Annotated in this window: 23 protein-coding genes and 2 pseudogenes; 13 read left to right on the top strand and 12 right to left on the bottom strand. The window is 32.4% G+C overall.

The genetic code is table 11. The annotated features are described in order from the left end of the window. The first annotated feature begins 59 nt into the window (after positions 1 to 59). On the top strand, positions 60 to 320 hold the full coding sequence (locus tag UZ34_01290) for a 30S ribosomal protein S20 (protein ID AKO64105.1): 261 nt from the start codon (positions 60 to 62) through the stop codon (positions 318 to 320). Positions 321 to 360: 40 nt separating this feature from the next. Here UZ34_01290 and UZ34_01285 read toward each other — a convergent pair whose 3' ends face one another. The 6 genes from UZ34_01285 to rplU form a co-directional block, all read right to left on the bottom strand. After that, complete coding sequence (locus tag UZ34_01285) at positions 361 to 1,473, bottom strand: phosphoribosylaminoimidazole carboxylase (GenBank protein AKO65126.1); 1,113 nt, start codon at positions 1,471 to 1,473, stop codon at positions 361 to 363. 22 nt (positions 1,474 to 1,495) lie between these two features. After that, positions 1,496 to 1,990 carry a N5-carboxyaminoimidazole ribonucleotide mutase gene (locus UZ34_01280; GenBank protein AKO64104.1) on the bottom strand — a complete coding sequence of 165 codons (495 nt, stop codon included), beginning with the start codon at positions 1,988 to 1,990 and terminating at the stop codon, positions 1,496 to 1,498. Positions 1,991 to 2,003: 13 nt separating this feature from the next. Beyond that, the gene (locus tag UZ34_01275) at positions 2,004 to 3,128 is read right to left on the bottom strand and encodes a hypothetical protein (protein ID AKO64103.1); all 1,125 of its coding nucleotides are present in this window, start codon (positions 3,126 to 3,128) and stop codon (positions 2,004 to 2,006) included. Next, positions 3,115 to 4,125: a GTPase CgtA gene (locus UZ34_01270; GenBank protein AKO64102.1), complete on the bottom strand. Its 1,011-nt coding sequence runs from the start codon at positions 4,123 to 4,125 to the stop codon at positions 3,115 to 3,117. Before UZ34_01270 ends, UZ34_01275 begins: the two co-directional genes overlap by 14 nt. 63 nt (positions 4,126 to 4,188) lie before the next feature. Further along, the gene (rpmA, locus tag UZ34_01265) at positions 4,189 to 4,446 is read right to left on the bottom strand and encodes a 50S ribosomal protein L27 (protein ID AKO64101.1); all 258 of its coding nucleotides are present in this window, start codon (positions 4,444 to 4,446) and stop codon (positions 4,189 to 4,191) included. 16 nt (positions 4,447 to 4,462) lie between these two features. Continuing rightward, positions 4,463 to 4,777, bottom strand: coding sequence for a 50S ribosomal protein L21 (rplU, locus tag UZ34_01260; protein ID AKO64100.1), 315 nt, complete (start codon positions 4,775 to 4,777; stop codon positions 4,463 to 4,465). 179 nt (positions 4,778 to 4,956) lie between these two features. Here rplU and UZ34_01255 point away from each other — a divergent pair, with 179 nt between their 5' ends. From UZ34_01255 to UZ34_01240, 4 genes are read left to right on the top strand one after another with little or no spacing between them, the layout of a single operon-like run. Continuing rightward, a complete protein-coding gene (locus UZ34_01255; GenBank protein AKO65125.1) occupies positions 4,957 to 5,916 on the top strand; it encodes an octaprenyl diphosphate synthase in 960 nt (319 codons plus the stop codon). 18 nt (positions 5,917 to 5,934) lie between these two features. Further along, positions 5,935 to 6,501, top strand: a complete 567-nt coding sequence (locus UZ34_01250) for a hypothetical protein (GenBank protein ID AKO64099.1) — start codon at positions 5,935 to 5,937, stop codon at positions 6,499 to 6,501. Next, the gene (locus tag UZ34_01245; protein ID AKO64098.1) at positions 6,494 to 7,207 is read left to right on the top strand and encodes a hypothetical protein; all 714 of its coding nucleotides are present in this window, start codon (positions 6,494 to 6,496) and stop codon (positions 7,205 to 7,207) included. The genes UZ34_01250 and UZ34_01245 overlap by 8 nt, the downstream gene beginning before the upstream one ends. Before the next feature lie 10 nt (positions 7,208 to 7,217). Beyond that, on the top strand, positions 7,218 to 7,628 hold the full coding sequence (locus UZ34_01240; GenBank protein AKO64097.1) for a hypothetical protein: 411 nt from the start codon (positions 7,218 to 7,220) through the stop codon (positions 7,626 to 7,628). Here the strand turns inward: UZ34_01240 and UZ34_01235 are convergent. Genes UZ34_01235 through UZ34_01225 form a run of 3 tightly spaced genes read right to left on the bottom strand, consistent with a single transcriptional unit; the run spans position 7,617 to position 11,117 of the window. Beyond that, positions 7,617 to 8,549 (bottom strand): hypothetical protein, encoded by a 933-nt coding sequence (locus UZ34_01235; GenBank protein ID AKO64096.1) that lies wholly within the window; start codon positions 8,547 to 8,549, stop codon positions 7,617 to 7,619. The two genes, UZ34_01240 and UZ34_01235, sit on opposite strands and share 12 nt — an antisense overlap. After that, positions 8,530 to 9,759, bottom strand: coding sequence for a hypothetical protein (locus UZ34_01230; GenBank protein AKO64095.1), 1,230 nt, complete (start codon positions 9,757 to 9,759; stop codon positions 8,530 to 8,532). The genes UZ34_01235 and UZ34_01230 overlap by 20 nt, the downstream gene beginning before the upstream one ends. After that, entirely contained in the window at positions 9,756 to 11,117 is a 1,362-nt protein-coding gene (locus UZ34_01225) for a cysteinyl-tRNA synthetase (GenBank protein ID AKO64094.1), read from the bottom strand. Before UZ34_01225 ends, UZ34_01230 begins: the two co-directional genes overlap by 4 nt. 59 nt (positions 11,118 to 11,176) lie before the next feature. On the opposite strand from UZ34_01225, the pseudogene UZ34_01220 reads away from it, so the two are divergent. The 5 genes and pseudogenes from UZ34_01220 (at position 11,177) to UZ34_01200 (ending at position 15,015) form a co-directional block, all read left to right on the top strand. Then, positions 11,177 to 12,052 (top strand): annotated as a pseudogene (locus UZ34_01220) (hypothetical protein). A gap of 115 nt (positions 12,053 to 12,167) precedes the next feature. Further along, positions 12,168 to 13,259, top strand: a pseudogene (locus UZ34_01215) (hypothetical protein). Further along, positions 13,225 to 13,800, top strand: a complete 576-nt coding sequence (locus UZ34_01210; GenBank protein AKO64093.1) for a peptidylprolyl isomerase — start codon at positions 13,225 to 13,227, stop codon at positions 13,798 to 13,800. The pseudogene UZ34_01215 and the gene UZ34_01210 overlap by 35 nt, the downstream one beginning before the upstream one ends. Positions 13,801 to 13,817: 17 nt before the next feature. Next, a complete protein-coding gene (locus UZ34_01205; protein ID AKO64092.1) occupies positions 13,818 to 14,306 on the top strand; it encodes a peptidylprolyl isomerase in 489 nt (162 codons plus the stop codon). Position 14,307: 1 nt separating this feature from the next. After that, positions 14,308 to 15,015, top strand: coding sequence for a hypothetical protein (locus tag UZ34_01200; protein AKO65124.1), 708 nt, complete (start codon positions 14,308 to 14,310; stop codon positions 15,013 to 15,015). On the opposite strand, the gene UZ34_01195 is transcribed toward UZ34_01200, so the two are convergent. From UZ34_01195 to UZ34_01185, 3 genes are read right to left on the bottom strand one after another with little or no spacing between them, the layout of a single operon-like run. Beyond that, positions 15,008 to 15,433: an antitermination protein NusB gene (locus UZ34_01195; protein AKO64091.1), complete on the bottom strand. Its 426-nt coding sequence runs from the start codon at positions 15,431 to 15,433 to the stop codon at positions 15,008 to 15,010. The genes UZ34_01200 and UZ34_01195 overlap by 8 nt on opposite strands. 10 nt (positions 15,434 to 15,443) lie before the next feature. Beyond that, positions 15,444 to 15,875, bottom strand: coding sequence for a hypothetical protein (locus tag UZ34_01190; protein ID AKO64090.1), 432 nt, complete (start codon positions 15,873 to 15,875; stop codon positions 15,444 to 15,446). 10 nt (positions 15,876 to 15,885) lie between these two features. Continuing rightward, positions 15,886 to 17,448 (bottom strand): MFS transporter, encoded by a 1,563-nt coding sequence (locus tag UZ34_01185; GenBank protein AKO64089.1) that lies wholly within the window; start codon positions 17,446 to 17,448, stop codon positions 15,886 to 15,888. A gap of 134 nt (positions 17,449 to 17,582) precedes the next feature. Between UZ34_01185 and UZ34_01180 the strand changes: the two genes are divergently transcribed. Genes UZ34_01180 through UZ34_01170 form a run of 3 tightly spaced genes read left to right on the top strand, consistent with a single transcriptional unit; the run spans position 17,583 to position 20,268 of the window. After that, positions 17,583 to 18,284 (top strand): chemotaxis protein CheY, encoded by a 702-nt coding sequence (locus tag UZ34_01180; protein AKO64088.1) that lies wholly within the window; start codon positions 17,583 to 17,585, stop codon positions 18,282 to 18,284. Further along, positions 18,277 to 19,557 (top strand): hypothetical protein, encoded by a 1,281-nt coding sequence (locus UZ34_01175; GenBank protein ID AKO64087.1) that lies wholly within the window; start codon positions 18,277 to 18,279, stop codon positions 19,555 to 19,557. The genes UZ34_01180 and UZ34_01175 overlap by 8 nt, the downstream gene beginning before the upstream one ends. 3 nt (positions 19,558 to 19,560) lie before the next feature. Then, positions 19,561 to 20,268 carry a hypothetical protein gene (locus UZ34_01170; protein AKO64086.1) on the top strand — a complete coding sequence of 236 codons (708 nt, stop codon included), beginning with the start codon at positions 19,561 to 19,563 and terminating at the stop codon, positions 20,266 to 20,268. Positions 20,269 to 20,283: the final 15 nt, after the last annotated feature.

The raw sequence follows: 20,283 nt of genomic DNA, 5'->3' as shown, positions 1-20,283 counted from the left end.
TGAAAAAAAACAATGTTTTCGCTAGAATACCCAATCTTATAAATTTTGAGTAATTATTTATGGCAAATACTGCACAAGCACGAAAAAGAGCAAGACAAAATGACAAGCAACGCGCCCACAATGCGAGTTTAAAATCAGCCTTCCGAACTGCAATTAAAAAAGTGATAAAGGCGATTTCTTTAGGCGATAAAAAAGTTGCTAAAGAAACTTTTGATGCTAACGTGGCTATCATTGATCGCATTGCTGACAAAAAAATTGTGCACAAAAATAAAGCTGCTCGTCATAAAAGTAGACTAAACTCAGCAATTAAAGCTCTTTAAAATAACTAATTAAAAAAAAGGCGCTTATTGCGCCTTTTTTTTATAGACTTTTCTTTATTTTTTGAAGTCTGTCAATTTCATCTTGATTGATGATTTCTTTACTGAGAAAAGTAACATGTCCCATTTTTCTTCCGACCCTTGGCTCCTCTTTACCATACAAATAAAGATTGAAATTATTTTCCATCATTATTTTAGTCCATTCAGGCTCATGAGGACTTGGCAATTCCCATGAGTCACCTAACAGATTAATCATAAAGGCATTCGAATGATTCATCGGGTTTCCAATAGGCATTTCGGTAAGAGTCCGCACTTGTTGGTCAAACTGAGAAGAGTAACAAGCATCAATAGTGTAGTGCCCAGAATTGTGTGGTCTTGGAGCTATCTCATTTACAAGTATTTCTCTACCAGAAATAAAAAATTCAACAGCCATGACCCCAACGTAATTTAACTTTAACGCCACCATTTTTGCTAAATCGGTAACATTTTTTTCAGTAAGTTGATCAATATTTGCAGGAGCAAGTGTGCTATCAAGAATGCCGTTAACATGCACATTTTCAGCTACTGGGTGACATTTAATTTGTCCATCTGCGGATCTTGCTAGCACGACAGACACTTCCTTATCCAGACTTACTCGCTTTTCAAGTATGCAAGGTTTTTTTTGAAATTCTTCAAATGCTTCTGTTAAAGATGTCTTACAATCGATAGATTTTTGACCTTTTCCATCATAACCAAACTCAGCGATTTTTAGAATTCCTGGAAATAAATCTTCTGAAATATTTGTAATATCCTGTTCCACATTAATGATGTGAAATCTTCCAACAGGAATAGCATTTTCTTTTAAAAATGTTTTTTCTCTAATTCTGTTTTGCACCACCCTAACTGAATCGCCATCAGGATAGACCTGAATTTTTTGTTTTAAGTAATTTAATGAATCTGCCGGGATATTTTCAAATTCTGTGGTTGCTGCCTCGCATGTAGCGATAATTTCATCAAGTGCATTTTGGTCATCATAGGCACTACATAAATGAACATCGGCAATTCTTCCTGCAGGGCTTTGAGGGTCTGGATCCAAAACTGTAACTTTATAGCCCATCTTATGAGCTGACATCACAAAATATCTGCCTAGTTGACCGCCACCAAGCATGGCTAACATTTTTTTTGGAGTGATTATCAAGTCAGACTTCCTGATCAAGCTTCATAGCTTTAACTTTTTCTTCCTGATCAATTCTAAATTTTTTCAATTTTTCCAATAAAGCATTATCCTCTTGTGCAAAAATCGAGACAGCGAATAATGCAGCATTTGTTGCGCCTGCCTCGCCAATCGCAAAAGTAGCCACAGGAATTCCTTTGGGCATTTGAACGATTGAATATAGAGAGTCTTGCCCATTTAGATATTTAGTTGGAATGGGTACACCCAATACTGGTACTCTTGATTTCGAAGCAACCATTCCTGGTAAATGAGCAGCGCCTCCTGCACCAGCAATAATTAAACCAATACCATTATCATTTGATGATTCTGCAAAATCAAACATCAGATCAGGAGTCCGATGAGCTGAAACAACTTTTGCCTCAAATGGGATATTAAATTTATCAAGAATATCAGCAGCATTTTTCATTACCGGCCAGTCACTATTCGACCCCATGATAATTGCAATTTTTTTTTGTTTCATAATTTTTCCAATACTAAATAATAACCAAATTGTTACGGTGAATTAAATTTTCCTCAAACATATTTTCAAGTGATTGATTTAAGCAATTTGTCTTTTGTCCCATGATTCTCTCAACATCTACACTCGAAAAATTTGATAAACCTCTAGCAACCTCTACTCCATCTTGATTCATGCATGATAACAGATCGCCCCTCTGGAAATTTCCCGAAAAGCTTTTTACCCCAACTGGTAATAAGCTTTTTTTATTCATCAGCAAAGCCTTAATTGCTCCATCATCAAGAAATAATTGCCCTTTGGGTTTGCTATTGTCAATCATCCAGGTCTGTTTAGCATTAATCTTTTTTTGATTTGGAGAGATAATTGTCATCTGAAGGTTATTGCCAAATAAATCCTTGAAGAAATTCTTTAACATGCCTTTTCCTATGATCGTGGATGTTCCCCCACGAGCTGCAGTTTTAGCAGCAAGGATTTTTGATCTAATTCCTCCAGAACCAATTCCTGAACTTGACGATGAATCATGAGAAATATCTTCTAGGAGTGGATCATCTGACTGAATCTTCTCGATAAGTTTTGCATCAGTATGTTTTGATGGATCTTTATCATAGAGTCCATTTTGGTCGGTGAATATCACCAACAAGTCTGCTTGAATAAGGTTGGCGACTCTTGAAGCAAGAATGTCGTTATCACCAAATTGAATTTCATCATATGCAACAGTGTCATTTTCATTAACAATTGGAACCGCGCCACTATTTAATAACTCATCTAATGCATTTTTTGCATTTAAATAGCGTTCTCTTGAAACTAAATCATCGTTGGTTAAGAGCACCTGGCCAATTTGAATATCTTTATTTTTTTTATGAAATAACTTTTTATAAGCCTGTATCAATTCAATTTGCCCAATAGCAGCTAAAGATTGAAGCTGCGATAATTTTACTGGCCTTCTTTGCTTTCCACTGACATGCAAACCCATAGAGATTGCCCCACTTGAGACAAGAACAACCTTAACACCATGTTGTTTTAACCAATTGATTTCATTGACTAAAATATTAATATTTGACTGATTAAGGCCATTCAGGATCGATGAAATTGAACTAGAGCCAATTTTTATCACTATTTTTTTTATTTTATTGATCTTCATTTTCTAAAAAGTATGCAATTTCTTTTATCAATTCCTTACAACCTTGTCCGGTAAGAGATGAAATAACAAAAATTTTATCATTCCACCCTATTTTATCTTTAATTTGTTTCTTCAACGCATCTGCATCATAGTTAAGATCGATTTTATTCAACACGATCCATCGAGGTTTATTGAACAATTTTTTCTCATATTTTTTTAGCTCACCAATGATCGTTTGTGCATCATCAATTGGATCTGAACCACTTATATTAGATATTCCATCAATTAAGTGGAGTAATAATCTGGTACGAGTTAAATGTTTTAAAAATTTATCCCCTAAACCTACCCCATTAGAGGCACCTTCAATTAATCCAGGCACATCTGCAATCACAAAACTTTTATCAATATCAAATTTAACAACACCCAAATTTGGTTGCAATGTTGTAAATGGATAATCTGCAACTTTTGGAGTTGCTGCCGATACTTTTCTTATAAAGGAAGATTTACCTGCATTTGGCAAACCCACTAGACCAATGTCCGCAATAAGTTTTAATTCTAAAAATAATTCAAATTCCTCACCTGGTTCACCGAACGTAAATTGCCTTGGAGCTCTATTAATGCTTGATTTAAAATGTATATTTCCTAGTCCGCCTTTACCACCCTTGGCAACTAAAATTTTCTGACCATGTTGTGTTAAATCACCAAAAATGTTTTCTGAAAAACTATCTTTAATAACGGTTCCGACAGGAACTTTAAGCACAAGATCCTCTCCTGCCGCCCCATATTGATCAGAACTCCTTCCATTTTCTCCTCTTTGAGCACGATGTTCCTTCTTAAATCTGAAATCAATAAGGTTATTTAAATTTTCATTAGCTTGGAAATAAACAGATCCTCCTCTACCACCATCTCCTCCGCTAGGACCCCCCATAGGCTCAAACTTTTCTCTTCTGAACGAAGCTATGCCATTGCCTCCGTCACCAGCAAATACTTTTATTAAAACTTCATCTATAAATTTCATTGGCTACACCAAATAAAAAAGCCCTATCAAATGATAGGGCCCGAATCAAAGATTTTACTCAGATCAGTTAGTAACAATATTTACTAATTTTCTTTTCAAATGACCTTTAACACTAAAACTCACCTTACCATCCGCTTTTGCAAATAAGGTATGATCTTTACCCATACCAACGTTTTCACCCGGATGCATCTTGGTACCGCGCTGTCTCAGGATTATCCCACCAGCTTTTACAAACTGATCTCCGAATACCTTAAGTCCTAAACGTTTAGCGTTTGAGTCTCTTCCATTTCTTGAGCTTCCGCCCGCTTTCTTATGTGCCATATTATTTTCCTAAATATTATTTTGCGTTAATTTTAGTTACTTTAAGCTCAGTAAAGTTTTGTCTATGTCCCTGCGTTTTTCTGTAATGCTTACGTCTTTTCATTTTAAAAATCATAACTTTATCGTGTTTTCCGTGGGAAACGACTGAAACATCAACATTTGCACCCTTAACAGTTGGAGCACCAATAGTAGTTTTATCACCGTCAACTAAAGCCAGAACGTTGTCTAATTTTAAACTTTCACCTTCTTTAGCAGTGAGTTTTTCTACTCTTAGGATATCTCCCTCGGATACTTTATACTGTTTTCCACCAGTTTTGATTACAGCTTGCATTATAATTCCTATTATCTAAACATTTGTTTGTGTCTAAAGACCGAACATTATATGAAAAAACTTGAATTTAATCAACAAAATAATCACATTCAGCATAGTATAATAGTTAACTTAATAAGACGCCCAAATAATTCTTATATTGCAAATAAATTAAAGTGAAAACCACATACCAAAAAAAAATAGCATCTAATAGCAATCAACAAGATCATCTACAAAAAGTAAATGATGTCATAATGTCTTCATTGGTTTCTGAGGTTCCACTAATAAATCAAGTAGGTAAACATATTATTGACGGTGGTGGTAAGAAAATGAGGCCTCAATGTTTGTTAAATTTAGCTGGCCTCGCAGGTAATGTTACAGATATCCATTACCAATTAGCAGCCATTGTTGAATTTATTCATACAGCTACCCTTCTTCATGATGATGTTGTGGATGACTCGGATACCAGAAGAAGCTCCCCAACAGCAAATATAAAATTTGGAAATTCAGCAAGCATACTGGTTGGAGATTTTATATATTCAAGATCCTTTCAAATGATGGTTGAATTGGACAGTATTGAGATAATGGATATTCTTGCCTACACGACAAATAAAATTGCTGAAGGTGAGGTGCTTCAGCTTATTAATAAAAATAACTTTGATATTTCCCAGGATGATTATTTCAAAGTTATTAGAGCAAAAACAGGGGTTCTATTTGAAGCATGTGGAAAATTAGCCTGCATAGCGAATAAATGCACCTTAGATCAGAAAAAATCAATATCCTTAATTGGCGAAATCTTTGGTCAAATATATCAATTAATTGATGATGTGCTCGATTATTCAGGCGATGCTGCGAGAATTGGTAAAAATTTAGGTGATGACTTAAAAGATGGGAAAATGACTCTCCCGCTTATATTTGCTGCTGAAAAAGCAAATATCAATGACCGCGAAATAATAAAAAATGCGATTAATCATGGAGATCTGAGTCAATTAACAAGGATCATTTCGATTATTGATAAAACTAATTCCATTGATTCCGTCAAAAAAATTATTAAGGCAAAGTTAGCTGATCTCGAACTTGAAATGTCCTATTTTAAAGATAACATATATAAAGATCGAATGATGACCTTTATCTCATCATCTATTAAGAGAGACTTCTAGATCATCGAGCCAAAAAATATGCTAGGCAGAAAAATTTTAATCTATGGCTCAATTGGTTCTGGAAAAACTACTTTTTCAAAAGAAACATTCAACAGTCTTCCACTAGTGGAGTTGGATGATGTTAATCGTAATTTAATAGAGCCAGGAAACTCTGGATATATTCAATTAAAAAAAAATCTTAGTAACGAATATTTCGAAACTGATGGTCAAATAAATAAAAAAAAATTAAAAATTAATTTATTCAATGACAATGTATTTAGAGAAAAAATTGAAAATATCTTACATCCACTAATTTTTTCTGAGCTTCAAAAAATTATTGAAAAAAAAGATTCTTATGTTGTGATTTCTCCACTAATTAAGCTGTTGTCAAATAAGATAAAGTTTGACCTAAAAATAAAAGTTATTTGTAATATTAATGATCAAATAAAAAGAGTAGAATTAAGAGATGGTTTAGAAAAAAATACAATAAAAAAAATTATTGCTTACCAAGAGAGCAACTATGAGTTAATAGAGCCTGATTTCATATTTGACTCGACAGGTAATCTTGAAGAACAACTAATTAAACTTAAAATATTTTATGATTAATCTTGAATTTCCAATGAATGAAAAATATAGAAAATATCTAAAAATTGAACATTTGTTTAATCAGTACAATTATTTTATAAAACAAAAACATTCTGATCATATAACAAACATTCTTTTTCAACTCTTATTTAAACTTAATGCAAATGCCGCTCGAGCAGACATCAAAGTTGAATTAATTAATGACCTTCAAAGAATCAAAACAAAATATAAAACCAATATAGATGATGCATCAAAGCTCAAAAAAAACCTTGAGAAAATTAATTCTTTTTCTCCTTTTGCATTAAATAATAATAAAATGATTCAAGAATTAAGAGTTCGGTCAGAATCTCCACAAGGAATAAATGATATAGATTTTTCTAAATATAAAATATGGACTGAACTGCAAAATACCAAATCTCGTAATTTATTCTTTAAGGATTTATTTAAAGATTTATATATTATCAATGAATCCCTTTCATTCATTTTAAAAATTTTAAGAAAACATTTCACGAAAGAAAACCTAACTGCAAACAATATGGTTGCTCAATTAAAATTAGACCCCCTAGTAAAATTTGATTTGTTGACCATTAACCTAAAAAGTAATTCAATATTTGAACCATCAATTTCGGCAAATAAATATGCTATAAATATGAACTTTACGCACCCGGTTGATGACAAAAAAACAAAACGAATAATTAAATTCTCAGCATCACTTCATAGCTTATAAAGGAAAAGAAATGAAAAAATTGATCACAATAATTCTCCTATTATTTTCAAATTATTTGCTAGCTGATATCACTTTCAAAAACCCAATCATAAAAAATAATTTTGGTAAAAAGGTTACCGCTGGATTTGCAACAATTATCTCAGATGAAGACCTTGAAATAATTGATATATCTTCAAACATAAGCAAAAGAATTGAAATCCATACTATGTTAATGGAGGGTGATGTAATGAAAATGAGAAAAATTGAGTCTCCAATTATCACTACTAAAAAGCCACTTCAATTAAAGAAAAGTGGTGATCATCTTATGATCTATGATCTTACGGAAAATCTTGATGATTTAAAAAATATTACTCTTTCTTTTAGCTTTAAAAATAATAGTGGTGAAGTAATTAAAAAAGATGTTGATTTCTTAGTTCAATAACTTCCATCCTTCTCTTTGGGATGAGATTCCTACAGCCCCGTTTTTTTGAGCGTCTGCTAAATCTGACAAACTCAAACCTCCAAGTGCATACACAGGTATATCTGAATGATTAACAATTTCTTTAAACTTGCTCCACCCCATTCCATCTCTTTCAGGATGACTGAGTGTTTTTTTAATCTGTGACAATACAACAAAATCAAAACCAAGCTTATTAGCAAGCTTGAGCTCATCCAGACTATGGACTGATGCTCCATTAATAATGTTCTTGTCGAGCTTTTTGACCTTGTTTAAATCTGTTGATGTGTAATGAATTCCATTATTGTTAATCAAATTTTTATGTCTAGAATTAATTAAAATTTTTGAAGCACACTTTTTCTTTAAAAATTCATAAAAATACTGAAGTTTATCAATTGATAGTAACGGTTCTCTATATTGGATCCAGATATCTTTTGAATTAATTGCTTTTTTAATAGACTTTTCATCTTCAAAAAAATTTGTAATTAAATAATACGGAGGTAATGAAAGCGCTTTAAGAATATATATATTTTTTGGAAGTATTTTTTTTGGCCATGAATTAATGTTTTCAACATTAATCCATTTGTAATCATTTACTTCTTTTTTTTGAATTTCACCAGCCCATTGAGTGATTTTGAAGAAAGTAATCCTTATAACTCGATTATCTTGAAAAAATTCTCTTGTGATCCACTCAGTATATGAGAGAGGATTAATACTTATTTCTTCAAATAACTCCCTTGATAAGCATTGATCTAGTGACTCATTTAGCTCAACTTTACCTCCAGGAAACTCCCAATAACCAGGCCAAGGTTGTGAGGTTAATCTTTGAGAAATAAGAACTTCATTTTTACTATTTATTAAAATTCCTGCAACAACTTTAGTTATTTTAGGTTCTGTATTCTGCATTAATTTTTACATATTCGTAAGACAGATCCGTTGTAAGAATTGTTGCTACCTCTTTTCCTCTTTTTAGATCAACACTTAACTTGAATTCTTTGGATTTCATTGCCTCGATGGCTTTTTTTTCAGAGTATCGTTTTGAAAGCATCCCATTTTTAACCACAATGTTATTATTAAGATATAGGTCAATGTCAGAAACATCAAGATCAGTTAGCTGTGCATTGCCAATGGCTGACAAAATTCTGCCTAAGTTTGGATCTGAAGCAAAAAAAGCGGTCTTTACAAGCGGAGAGTTTGCAATCGCCTTACCAATAATCTTCGACTCACTCAAATTTTTAGCATTTTTTACTTCTATCTCAACAAACTTTGTAGCTCCCTCGCCATCTCGAACTATTTTTTCTGCCAAATCTTTTGCAATCTCAAGTACATTATGTCTTAACTTAATATACATCTTATCTTTTTTAGTAATTACAGGATTATCAGCATCATTTGATGTTGATATAACAAATGAATCATTTGTTGATGTGTCCCCATCCACACTGATTAAATTAAATGATCTGTCAGCTACATATCTAACCAAATCTTTAAGCAAAGTTTTAGAAATTTTCGCATCAAGAAAAATAAACCCAAGCATGGTAGCCATATTTGGATGAATCATTCCAGACCCTTTCGCAATTCCTGTGCATGTAATCTCATATTTTCCAAGATTAAATTTTTTACTTACAGCTTTTGGAACAGTGTCCGTTGTCATGATTGACTTTGCAGCGTCAATCCAATTTGATCCATATTTTATTTTTGTTAAATTGCTCTTAAAAGAGTCCTTAATTCTTTCAACAGGAAGATTCTGCAATATGACGCCTGTCGAAAATGGCAAAATTAAATTAGGATCCAAAGAAAAATATCTGCCTAGCTCTATATTTATTTTCTTAGCATCTTCAATCCCTTTTTGACCTGTACCAGCATTGGCATTTCCAGAATTAATTATGAATAACCGGGGATCATTTGACTTTAAATTATCTTTTGCAAGCAAGACTGGAGCTGCACAAAATTTATTTTTAGTGAAAACTGCCGCCGTTTTTGATTTTTTACCCAGCTCCACAATAACAATGTCATTTTTTATATTTTTTAATTTTATTCTTGCACCAAAGGTAAAAAATCTGAAGCCAGGTACGTTGATTATGTTTTTCTTTAGTGGAGCTTTTAAATTTACTGTCATTTGATTCTCCAAACTGTACCATTTACTGTATCCTCTAAAATAACACCTAGAGAATCAATTTCATTTCTTAATTCATCAGCTTTTTGGTAATCCTTTTGAAATTTTGCCTGCGCTCTCTGTTGAATTAATTTTTCAATATGATCATGATCAATCTTGCTTGATTTAGTGAAATACTCATCTTGTGGTATTGCCATCAAACCAAGAGCTTTTAACACACTATATATTTCATTTGCTAAATCATTATTAGTCACTTTATTGAGCTGATTAATAAGCTCAAATATTATTGAGATAGCCTGTGGAGAATTAAAATCATCATCTAAAGCATCTTTAATTTTACTTAAAGATGCTTTAGACCAGTCCAGATCAACTTGAATACAATTGTAAGGCCTAAGCGCTATATAAATTTTTTCTACTGCAGCTTTTGCATCATTTAGGTTTTGATCAGAATAATTTAATGGGCTTCTGTAATGAGATTTGTAAACAAAAAATCTTATGACTTCACCACTGTATTTTTTTAAAACGTTTTTTAATGTAAAAAAGTTACCTAAAGATTTAGACATTTTTTCATCATCAACATTAACAAAACCATTATGAATCCAGTAATTAGCCATTTTATAATCGTGACATGATTCTGATTGTGCAATTTCATTTTCATGATGCGGAAAAATTAAATCCTGACCACCGCCATGTATATCAAAACTTTCTCCAAGAATATCACTACTCATTGCTGAGCACTCAATGTGCCATCCAGGTCGTCCCTTGCCCCAAGGAGATTCCCAAGACGGTTCATTTTCTTTTGATAACTTCCATAAAACAAAATCACCAAAGCTCTTTTTATTATCATCAATCTTTACTCTTGAACCAGCATCAAGATCATCGACATTTTTTTTTGACAATTTTCCATAATCTTTAAATTTTGCAATTTCAAAAAAAACATCTCCATTTTTTCCAACATATGCAAAGCCCTTGTCAACAAGGATACTAATCATTTTTATCATTGAGGGGATTGCTTCAGTAGCTTTTGGTTCAAATGTTGGGGGAATTACGTTTAGAGCTTTCGAATCCTCATGCATTGAGTCAATATATTTATCTGTCAATTCGTTAAATTTACAGCCTTTATCATTCGATTTATTAATTATTTTGTCATCAATATCAGTAATATTTCTAACATATTGAACATCATATCCAGAATTTAAAAACCATCTGTAAATTAAATCAAAAACAATCAGCACTCTAGCATGGCCCACATGACAATCATCATAAACTGTCATGCCGCATACGTACATCTTTACATGATTTTCGGTGATTGGCTTGAAATTTTCTTTTTTACTAGTAAGGGTGTTAAAAATTCTAATCATAAATAGTATGAGACAAGCTTATTTGGTAAAATATAAAGATTGTTTTTTGAGATTATAGTATGTCAAAACGTTTTTTAATAGCAGTTCTTTTTTTTGTATTCGCTTTTTCACATTATTCTTTTGCCGATATGTCAAAATTAAATAAATTGATAGAGGAAAAAAATTACTTAGAAGCAAAAAAAATAGTTAACCAGCATCTTGATTCTGATAAAGATAACCCACAATTACTTTTTATTAGCGGAGTATTGCTATCAGAATTAGGTGAAATTGATAATGCCATTAATGTATTTGTTTCATTAACAAAATCTCATCCTGCATTACCTGAGCCTTATAATAATTTAGCAGTCTTATATGCACAGAATGGTAATTTTGATTTAGCAAAAACAGCATTAGAGAAATCAATTAAAACTCATCCAAGCTATGCTACAGCTCATATAAACCTAGGGGATTTGTATACACGAATGGCAAGTGAATCTTATAATCAAGCACTTCAAATTGATAAATCTAATAAAAACGCAAAAACAAAACTTTCTTTAATAAAAAAATTATTTAACTTTCAACCCATTAATAAAAATATTGTTCTTGCTGAAGACGCCAAACAAGAAACTCAATCATTAAATGAAATTGATAATAAAGAAGATATTATCAATGAAAAGATTTATGCAATGATTGATAACTGGAAAAATGCGTGGATGAGTCAAAACTTTGATCAATATATTGAATATTACTCAGATAATTTCAAAAATAATAAAGGAATGGATTTAGAAAAATGGAAGCAATTTAGGAAACCTAGAGTTATTAATAAATCGTCAATCAATTTAAGGTTAGATAATATAGAAATTTCAAAAAATAAAAATCTATATAGCGTTTCTTTCATACAAATTTACCAATCTGGTAATATTGATTCAACCACTAAAAAAACACTTTTAATTGAACTAATTGATGATCAATTAAAAATAGTCAATGAAATCTCTTAAAAACCTTCTCTTTACTACATTACTATGTAGTCACGCCGTTGCTTATAGTGATAATTATCAAGCTGATAATATTGAAAATCTTTTAATCAAGTCGTTATATAAAATATCTGAAGGTGAACTGAGTGATGCGTTAATTACAATAGATGAAATAATTAAACAAAAACCAAACTTTAAATTGGCTTACCTTATTCGAGGAGATATATATCAGGCCTATGCCCATGGAATTTCAGATTTTGGATCATCAAGTAACATTTCAAAAGAAAAAATTGACGATTTAAAGGATGAAGCAAAAAAAAGAATCGAAAGTCATTTGCATAATGCTACTGATATCATTGAATCTCGTCGAGTGACTCTACCACAAAGCATAGATAATTTAATTTATGTTGATACAAACAAGTCCAGATTGTATTTATTTGAAATCAAAAACCATACTTTAATAAAGACCTTTGACGCATATGCCTCTATTGGAAAAAATGGATCAGGTAAAAACTTTGAAGGAGACAAAAAAACACCATTAGGAGTTTACACCCTTGGAAAAAAAATAACTCAGCCTTTGAGTGATTTTTATGGTGACGGTGCTTTTCCAATTGATTACCCCAATGTGTACGATAAGCTATTAAACAAAACAGGTCATGGCATCTGGATTCATGGAACACCAAAAGATACATATAGCCGGGCTCCAAAGTCAAGTGATGGTTGTATTGTTATTTCAAATGAAAATTTGAATATTTTAGAAAATATACTTAAAGATAAAAATACAAAAGTTATTGTATCGAAGTTATCTTATGATCAATACTTCGCCACTGAAAATAAAATAGATAATCACAATACATTCATGAGCTATTTTGAATCATGGATCAACAATTGGACATTACAAAATTACTCAGCATATATAGCGTTTTATGATACCAATGCAAAATATAACTCAACAACCTTTGACATATGGTCCTCAAAAAAGAAAACTGTATTTGAAAATACCAATGATGTTGAAATTGCCATTGATAATCTGACGATTATTGATTACCCTGATGAAGAAGATTACGTAAAGTATGTTGAGTTTACTCAAACATACAATAGTAATCTGCTAAAACAGACATCCCAAAAAAAACAAATATGGAGAAAATTTAATAATGAATGGAAAATTATCAGTGAATCAACTCATTAAATTTATACTAGTTTGTATTGTTTCAACATATTCAATACTTGCACAGGCTGAGCAAGTATTTTTAATCAAAACTTCTAAAGGCGATATCGTCATTGAAACATATGCAGATAAGGCACCAATCACTGTAAAAAACTTTGAATCATATGTAGATTCAGGTTTCTTTAATGGAACAATTTTTCATAGAGTAATCGACGGTTTTATGATTCAAGGTGGTGGCTTCGATAAAGATATGAATCAAAAAGATACAAATGATCCAATCAAAAATGAAGCAGCGAATGGCTTAAAAAATTTAAAATATACCATCGCTATGGCTCGAACTAGCATTCCTGACTCAGCCACGTCACAGTTTTTTATCAACGTAGCTGATAATTCGTTCTTGGATTATCCAGGACAGGATGGCTTTGGGTACTGTGTATTTGGTAAGGTAATTGAAGGTATGGATATAGTTGATCAAATTGCTAAAGTGCCTACTACTTCAAAAAAAGGGCATGCTGATGTACCTATAAGAAAAATTAGCATCAATGAAATAATTAAAAAATAATTAAAATAGGGATAATAATGATTACACTCAAAACTTCTAAAGGCGATATCGTCATTGAAACATATGCAGATAAGGCACCAATCACTGTAAAAAACTTTGAATCATATGTAGATTCAGGTTTCTTTAATGGAACAATTTTTCATAGAGTAATCGACGGTTTTATGATTCAAGGTGGTGGCTTCGATAAAGATATGAATCAAAAAGATACAAATGATCCAATCAAAAATGAAGCAGCGAATGGCTTAAAAAATTTAAAATATACCATCGCTATGGCTCGAACTAGCATTCCTGACTCAGCCACGTCACAGTTTTTTATCAACGTAGCTGATAATTCGTTCTTGGATTATCCAGGACAGGATGGCTTTGGGTACTGTGTATTTGGTAAGGTAATTGAAGGTATGGATATAGTTGATCAGATTGCTAAAGTGCCTACAGGAAATCATCCATCGGGTCACCAAGATGTGCCAAAAGAATCAATTATTATTAATGAAGGCTCAAAAAATTAATATTAATGATAGTGCTGTATTCATATCTGATTTGCATCTTACTGATAATGCATCAAATAATATATTTCTAAATTTTCTTGAGCACAGTTCAGCTTTAACAAATAACCTCTTTATTTTGGGTGACCTCTTCGATTACTGGGTCGGTGATGATTCCAGTATGTATTCAAAGGAAATTAGTGCTTTGAGTAGGCTCGGCGATCAAAAAAATATATATTTCATTCATGGAAATAGAGATTTTTTAATTGGCAAAAAATTTTTTAGGGAAAATCAAATAACAATTCTTGATGATGAAACTCGAATTACTCTCGGCCATAATCATGTCTTACTTATGCATGGTGACACTCTTTGCAGTGATGATTCAGATTATCAAGCGTTTCGTAAAGAAGTGAGGTCAAAAGAGTGGCAGGATAATTTTTTAGCCAAAGGATTAGATGAAAGAATCAGTATTGCATCTAACCTTAGGGAGCAAAGTAAAAAATTAAATCTTAACAAGCCAGAAAATATTACTGATGTAAATGAAAAAACAGTTAACTCAGTAATTGAAAAGAATCTTCCAATTGAGATATTAATTCATGGGCATACTCATCGCCAGAATACCCATCGATATAAAGCATTTACAAGATTTGTTTTAGGTGACTGGAAGAAAAATCAAGGAAATTATTTAATATGGAAAGAAGCTGATGGTTTTGAATTTAAAACATTTAGTTAATTTCTAATGCTCTGTACTTTTTTGCCACCTTATCAAGTGAACCATTTACAAATTTAAAACTTTCCTGACCACCAAAATTCTTTGTGATCTCCAATGCTTCATTAATTGAAACCTTAAAAGGGATATCCACTCTTGTTTTTAATTCATAATAAGCAACCACAAGAATTGATAATTCAATTGGATTTAGTTCTTCTTTCTTTTTATCCATGAAATTATTTAAATCTTCAATAATTTCTTGGTAACTCTCTTTTATTCCATCAATAAATGAGTTATAAAATTCCTCGTCACATCTGCAATAATCGGGGTCATCTTGAATATCTTTTTTAATACCAGCGTAATCAAATGTATTCATGATTCCCCGATAAATTGACTTCATTACCAGTTCCCTTGATTTCCTTCTGCTGTTGATTTTTTTCATTGAGTATATATTAACCAATTAAATTAAGGGTATCTAGTGTTTCAATCAGGCCATTTACAACTTCAATGCCTTTTGTGCCTGTCCTTTGAATAGTCTCATCATCGTTATTCGTTGTTAAGACTGCATTCATAATAGGAACATCATATTGCAATTGAACATTCATGATCCCCATCGCAGATTGATCTGATACAACTTCAAAATGATAAGTTTCACCCCTGATTACTGCACCAATTGCAATCAACGCATGAAATTTTTTAGATTTGCAGCACCTTGATAAAAGAAGTGGTAATTCCAATGCACCAGGCACATAGAACTTATCTATATTAGCCAGCATGAAGCCTTGCTTTAGGAGCTCATCTGAAACAGAATTCTCTAAAACTGAAACATGTTCATAATTGAACTTTGAAATGCAAAGTGCAACCTTTAAACTACTATAATCCATATTTATTTAGTTAATAAAAGATGACTAAAGCTTTATCAAGCGTATTGTAAATTGCGAGAACTAGTGGAATACCAACCACCATCCAAGCAACAGGTAAGATAAGTTTTTGCAATCCAACATTGCTGGATTGTGTTTTTACGGATCTTGAACTTGAGGATGTCATTACCTTTCTTTCTTTATCTAGCTCAGATTTGCTCATGAAATATTTTTTGTTGACTGGCTTCACAAGCAGGTTTGAAATTAAACCAATGACTAATAAACCAGCCAATATATACATGCTTAAGTTATAGGCCTGAGAAGGGTCAACCCCCTGTTCAATTTGATACTCTCTGAGGTAAAAAACTAACATTGGACCGAGAATACCTGCCGTAGCCCAAGCAGTAAGAAGACGGCCATGAATAGCTCCCACATGCTGGGTACCAAAAATATCTGCCAAATAAGCAGGTATGGTAGCAAAGCCTCCTCCATACATTGTTAAGATAATACAGAAAATAAGTGCAAACAAAGGTATATTTCCAGTGGTTCCAGCCCATGGGGAGCTCACATACATTAAAAAACCCAAAGCGAAGAATATGAAATAAGTATTCTTTCTTCCCAAATAATCAGATGATGATGCCCAGAAAATTCTCCCAAGAATATTAGATAAAGATAATAATGCAACAAAACCAGCAGCAATCGCAACAATCTGGCCTTGATCAAATACATTTACTGCCACTTCTTGGAACATTGGTGAAGCCACACCAAGCACCCCAATACCAGCAGAGACATTTAAACAAAGCACAATCCACAAAAGCCAAAATTGATTTGTCTTGTGAGCATTCTTAACGTGCACATGGTCGTTGGTGATTAATTTATTTGTTTTTTCTTTTGGAACCCAACCAGCTGGCTTCCAACCATCCGCAGGGACTCTATAACCAAATGCTCCGAGAAGCATAGCAATTAAATAGACTGTACCCATAATAAGAAAAGTTTGCCAGACTCCTCCATCAACTGAGGAAAAATGATTCATCAAATATTCTGCAGAAGGGCTACCAATCATTGCTCCGCCACCAAAACCCATAATAGCCATACCTGTTGCAAGGCCTCTTCTGTCAGGAAACCACTTGATTAAAGTAGAAACAGGAGAAATGTAACCTAGGCCCAATCCGATTCCGCCTATAACGCCAGTACCCAACCAAATAATCCAAAGCTGATGAGTATAAACACCTAAAGAAGTTACAATTAATCCTCCACCCCAAGCTAGCGCTGCAGCGACCCCAGCTTTCCTGGGTCCTGCTTTTTCAAGCCAGTGCCCGAAAACTGCTGCAGAGGCCCCGAGAAAAACAATAGCTAAGGAAAATGTCCACCCTAAATCACTCATTTTCCAATCACAAGATGTTATAAAAATTCTTTCAAAGAAAGTAATATTGTCCGCACATTGCTGTCCTACCACCTCTGTAAGTCTTTTCCAGAAAACACTGAAGCCATAAATCATACCAATCGACAAATGTATTAGAAGCGCCGCTGGGGGGACTAACCATCTATTAAAATTATTATCGGCAATAATATTTTCTTTATTCAATGAGTTAAACATCTTTAAAAATCCATTTTTAATTAATAACTAAACCATAATGAAAAATCCAAAAAAAATCAAAGCCTATTTTCTCAATTTATAGCTTTTAATTAGTTTACAATTACGATTAGAAATATATATTTCTATTAAAAAATATGAAAAAACCAAATATATTAATTGTTGAGGATGAAGAATCTATACTAGAGATGATAGCTTTAAATCTTCATCATAATAATTTTCAACCACTAAGGGCGATCAATGCTGAGATTGCTGAAAGTTTTTTAAAAAAAAATGAGGTTGATCTTATTTTGCTAGATTGGATGCTTCCCGGCATCGATGGTATTGATTTCCTTAGGCGTATTCGAACGAACTCTAACACCAAAGATATACCTGTAATGATGCTCACCGCTAAAAATGAAGAAGCGAATAAAATTGAAGGTTTTGATGTTGGTGCTGATGACTACTTAGCAAAACCATTTAGTCAAAAAGAGTTAATTGCGAGAATAAAGGCGATACTCAGGAGAAAGAATCCAGAATCTATTGCTGAACAAATTAAACATGGAAATCTTCAAGTTAATCCTAATAGTCATGAAGTATTTCATCAATCGAAATTTATAAAACTTGGACCCACAGAGTTTAAATTATTATATTTGTTATGTATGAATAAAAATCGTGTCCTCTCACGTGAAATTATTGTAGATAAGATTTGGAATAACGAATCTGAAATTGATGCACGAACAATCGATGTGCATGTTAAAAGATTAAGATCCACATTAAAATCGCATGGTATTGAAAATAGTATTGAAACCATCAGGGGTGCTGGTTACAAGTTATCGGATGAAATAAATTTTGAATAAGATATTCATCAAAGTTATCACGCAATTGATTTTGTATCTTGTGGTATCTTTTTTTGTAGGGATATTTTTTGCAAAAGTTTATGGCTTATTATTATTTATTTTTCTTTTGATTCTTTACATCCTCAAACAAGCCTATTCCTTAGTAAGTTTGGATAAATGGCTTAATCGACCATCACAGCATACTGTTCCTATTGGAGATAGTTTATGGGAACCTACCTTTTCAAAACTTTATAAATTTCATAAAAAAACCATCAAAGTAAAAAGGGATTTAGGTCTAGCATTAGACCAATTTTTACTCGGCGCACAAGCGTTACCTGATGGTGTGTTGTCACTTGACCAATCAAACCATATTTTATGGGCTAATAAAAAAATACAGCATATGTTGGGAATCAAGCTGCCAGATGATCTCAATAAGCCAATTACTTATATTTTCCGTGATACCAAGCTGTTAGACCTGATTGAAGCGAATAACAACAAAAAATCAATATCGATAATCATCGATGACAATAAATATCAAATCAATTTAATTAAATTTGGAATAGAAAATAAATTATTAATATGTAGAAATATTAATAATGAAGAAAAATCTGAAGCTAGTCGCAAGAGATTCATTTCAGATGTTTCGCATGAATTAAAGACTCCATTAACAGTAATTATGGGCAATAGTGAGCTGATGCTAAATAACGATATCGAAAAAAAACAACAAAAAGTTTTGTTACAAGCAACTTTAAAGCAAACACAAAGAATGAATGCTTTAATAACAGATCTTATCTCTTTAAGTAGTATTGACTCTACCAAAAATATACAAAGGAACAATAAAGTCATCGTTGAAGATTTGAAAGATCAAATTCTCAATAATCTTTCTTCCTTGAAAGAGAAAAAAGGTATTTCATTTGAATTCAACATAGACTCAAAAAAAAATATTCTCGGCTCATTTTCTGAAATTTATAGCGCACTAGAAAATTTAGTCTCAAATGCATTTAGATATACAGACAAAGGTTCAATTTCAATTAGTTGGTTTGTTTTAAAAGGACAAGGTATCTTGTCTGTTACCGACACAGGCATAGGGATTTCAAAAGAACATCTTGAAAAAATTACCGATAGATTTTATAGAGTTGATGCCGACAGAAGCAGAAATTCAGGAGGAACAGGCTTGGGGTTGGCGATCGTCAAAAATATTATGGATCATCATAATGGATCAATCGATATTAAAAGCGATATGAACAAAGGAAGTACCTTTTGGCTTAACTTCCCTAAAGAAAGAGTTATATAAAAAATGTTTCATAAAATATTTTATCTGATTATATTAATCTTCATTTCCTCATGCTCTTCAAACCAAATTAAATCCCCTACATCACAATATGATAAAAGCTCAGTGAATCAATTCGCAAAAACAGACTTTGATCGGATGGCAGATCTTGAGATTAGAGAAAATCTGCAAAGCCTAGAAATCTTGGCCTTGAAATTCTACAAACGCAACCCTAATCAGTTAAAGAAAACTACGCAAGATGATGCAGAAAAAATGGTAAATTGGATTTTCCATGGTGATCATAGTAATGAATTTGAGCAATTACAAAATAAAAAAGATGTTGAGTCTTTGAATTTAGTTTTTGATGAAAGTTTTAACGGGGACAGGGTCTTGGCTTTGATGATTGGTCTCAAGACTATGCTCCTTAAATCTCATGGCAATAAAACTGATTTCTATCTTTTTGATAAATTAGACCCGCAAAATATTTACAATGTAGCTCGAAATATTGAAGTAGTCTTATGGAAACTATCTAGTAAGAAAATGGAGAACGGAGAACCTTTTTTAATTTCAAACTCAATCAATGAAAACGAGCAAAATTTAAGTTTTGAAAGAGAATTTGGGAAAATTATTGGTCGAACTGATTATTTCGCCTACACACTGTCTGAAAAAACGGAACGGACTATTACAAGGGCAGTACAGAGTGTGTCCACAAGGCTATTTTTACCATTTATTTAATAAACTCGATCGCGA

Source organism: Methylophilales bacterium MBRSF5 (assembly GCA_001044335.1).
In the GTDB taxonomy this organism is placed as follows: domain Bacteria; phylum Pseudomonadota; class Gammaproteobacteria; order Burkholderiales; family Methylophilaceae; genus BACL14.
This window is presented reverse-complemented; position numbering and strand designations above follow the sequence as displayed.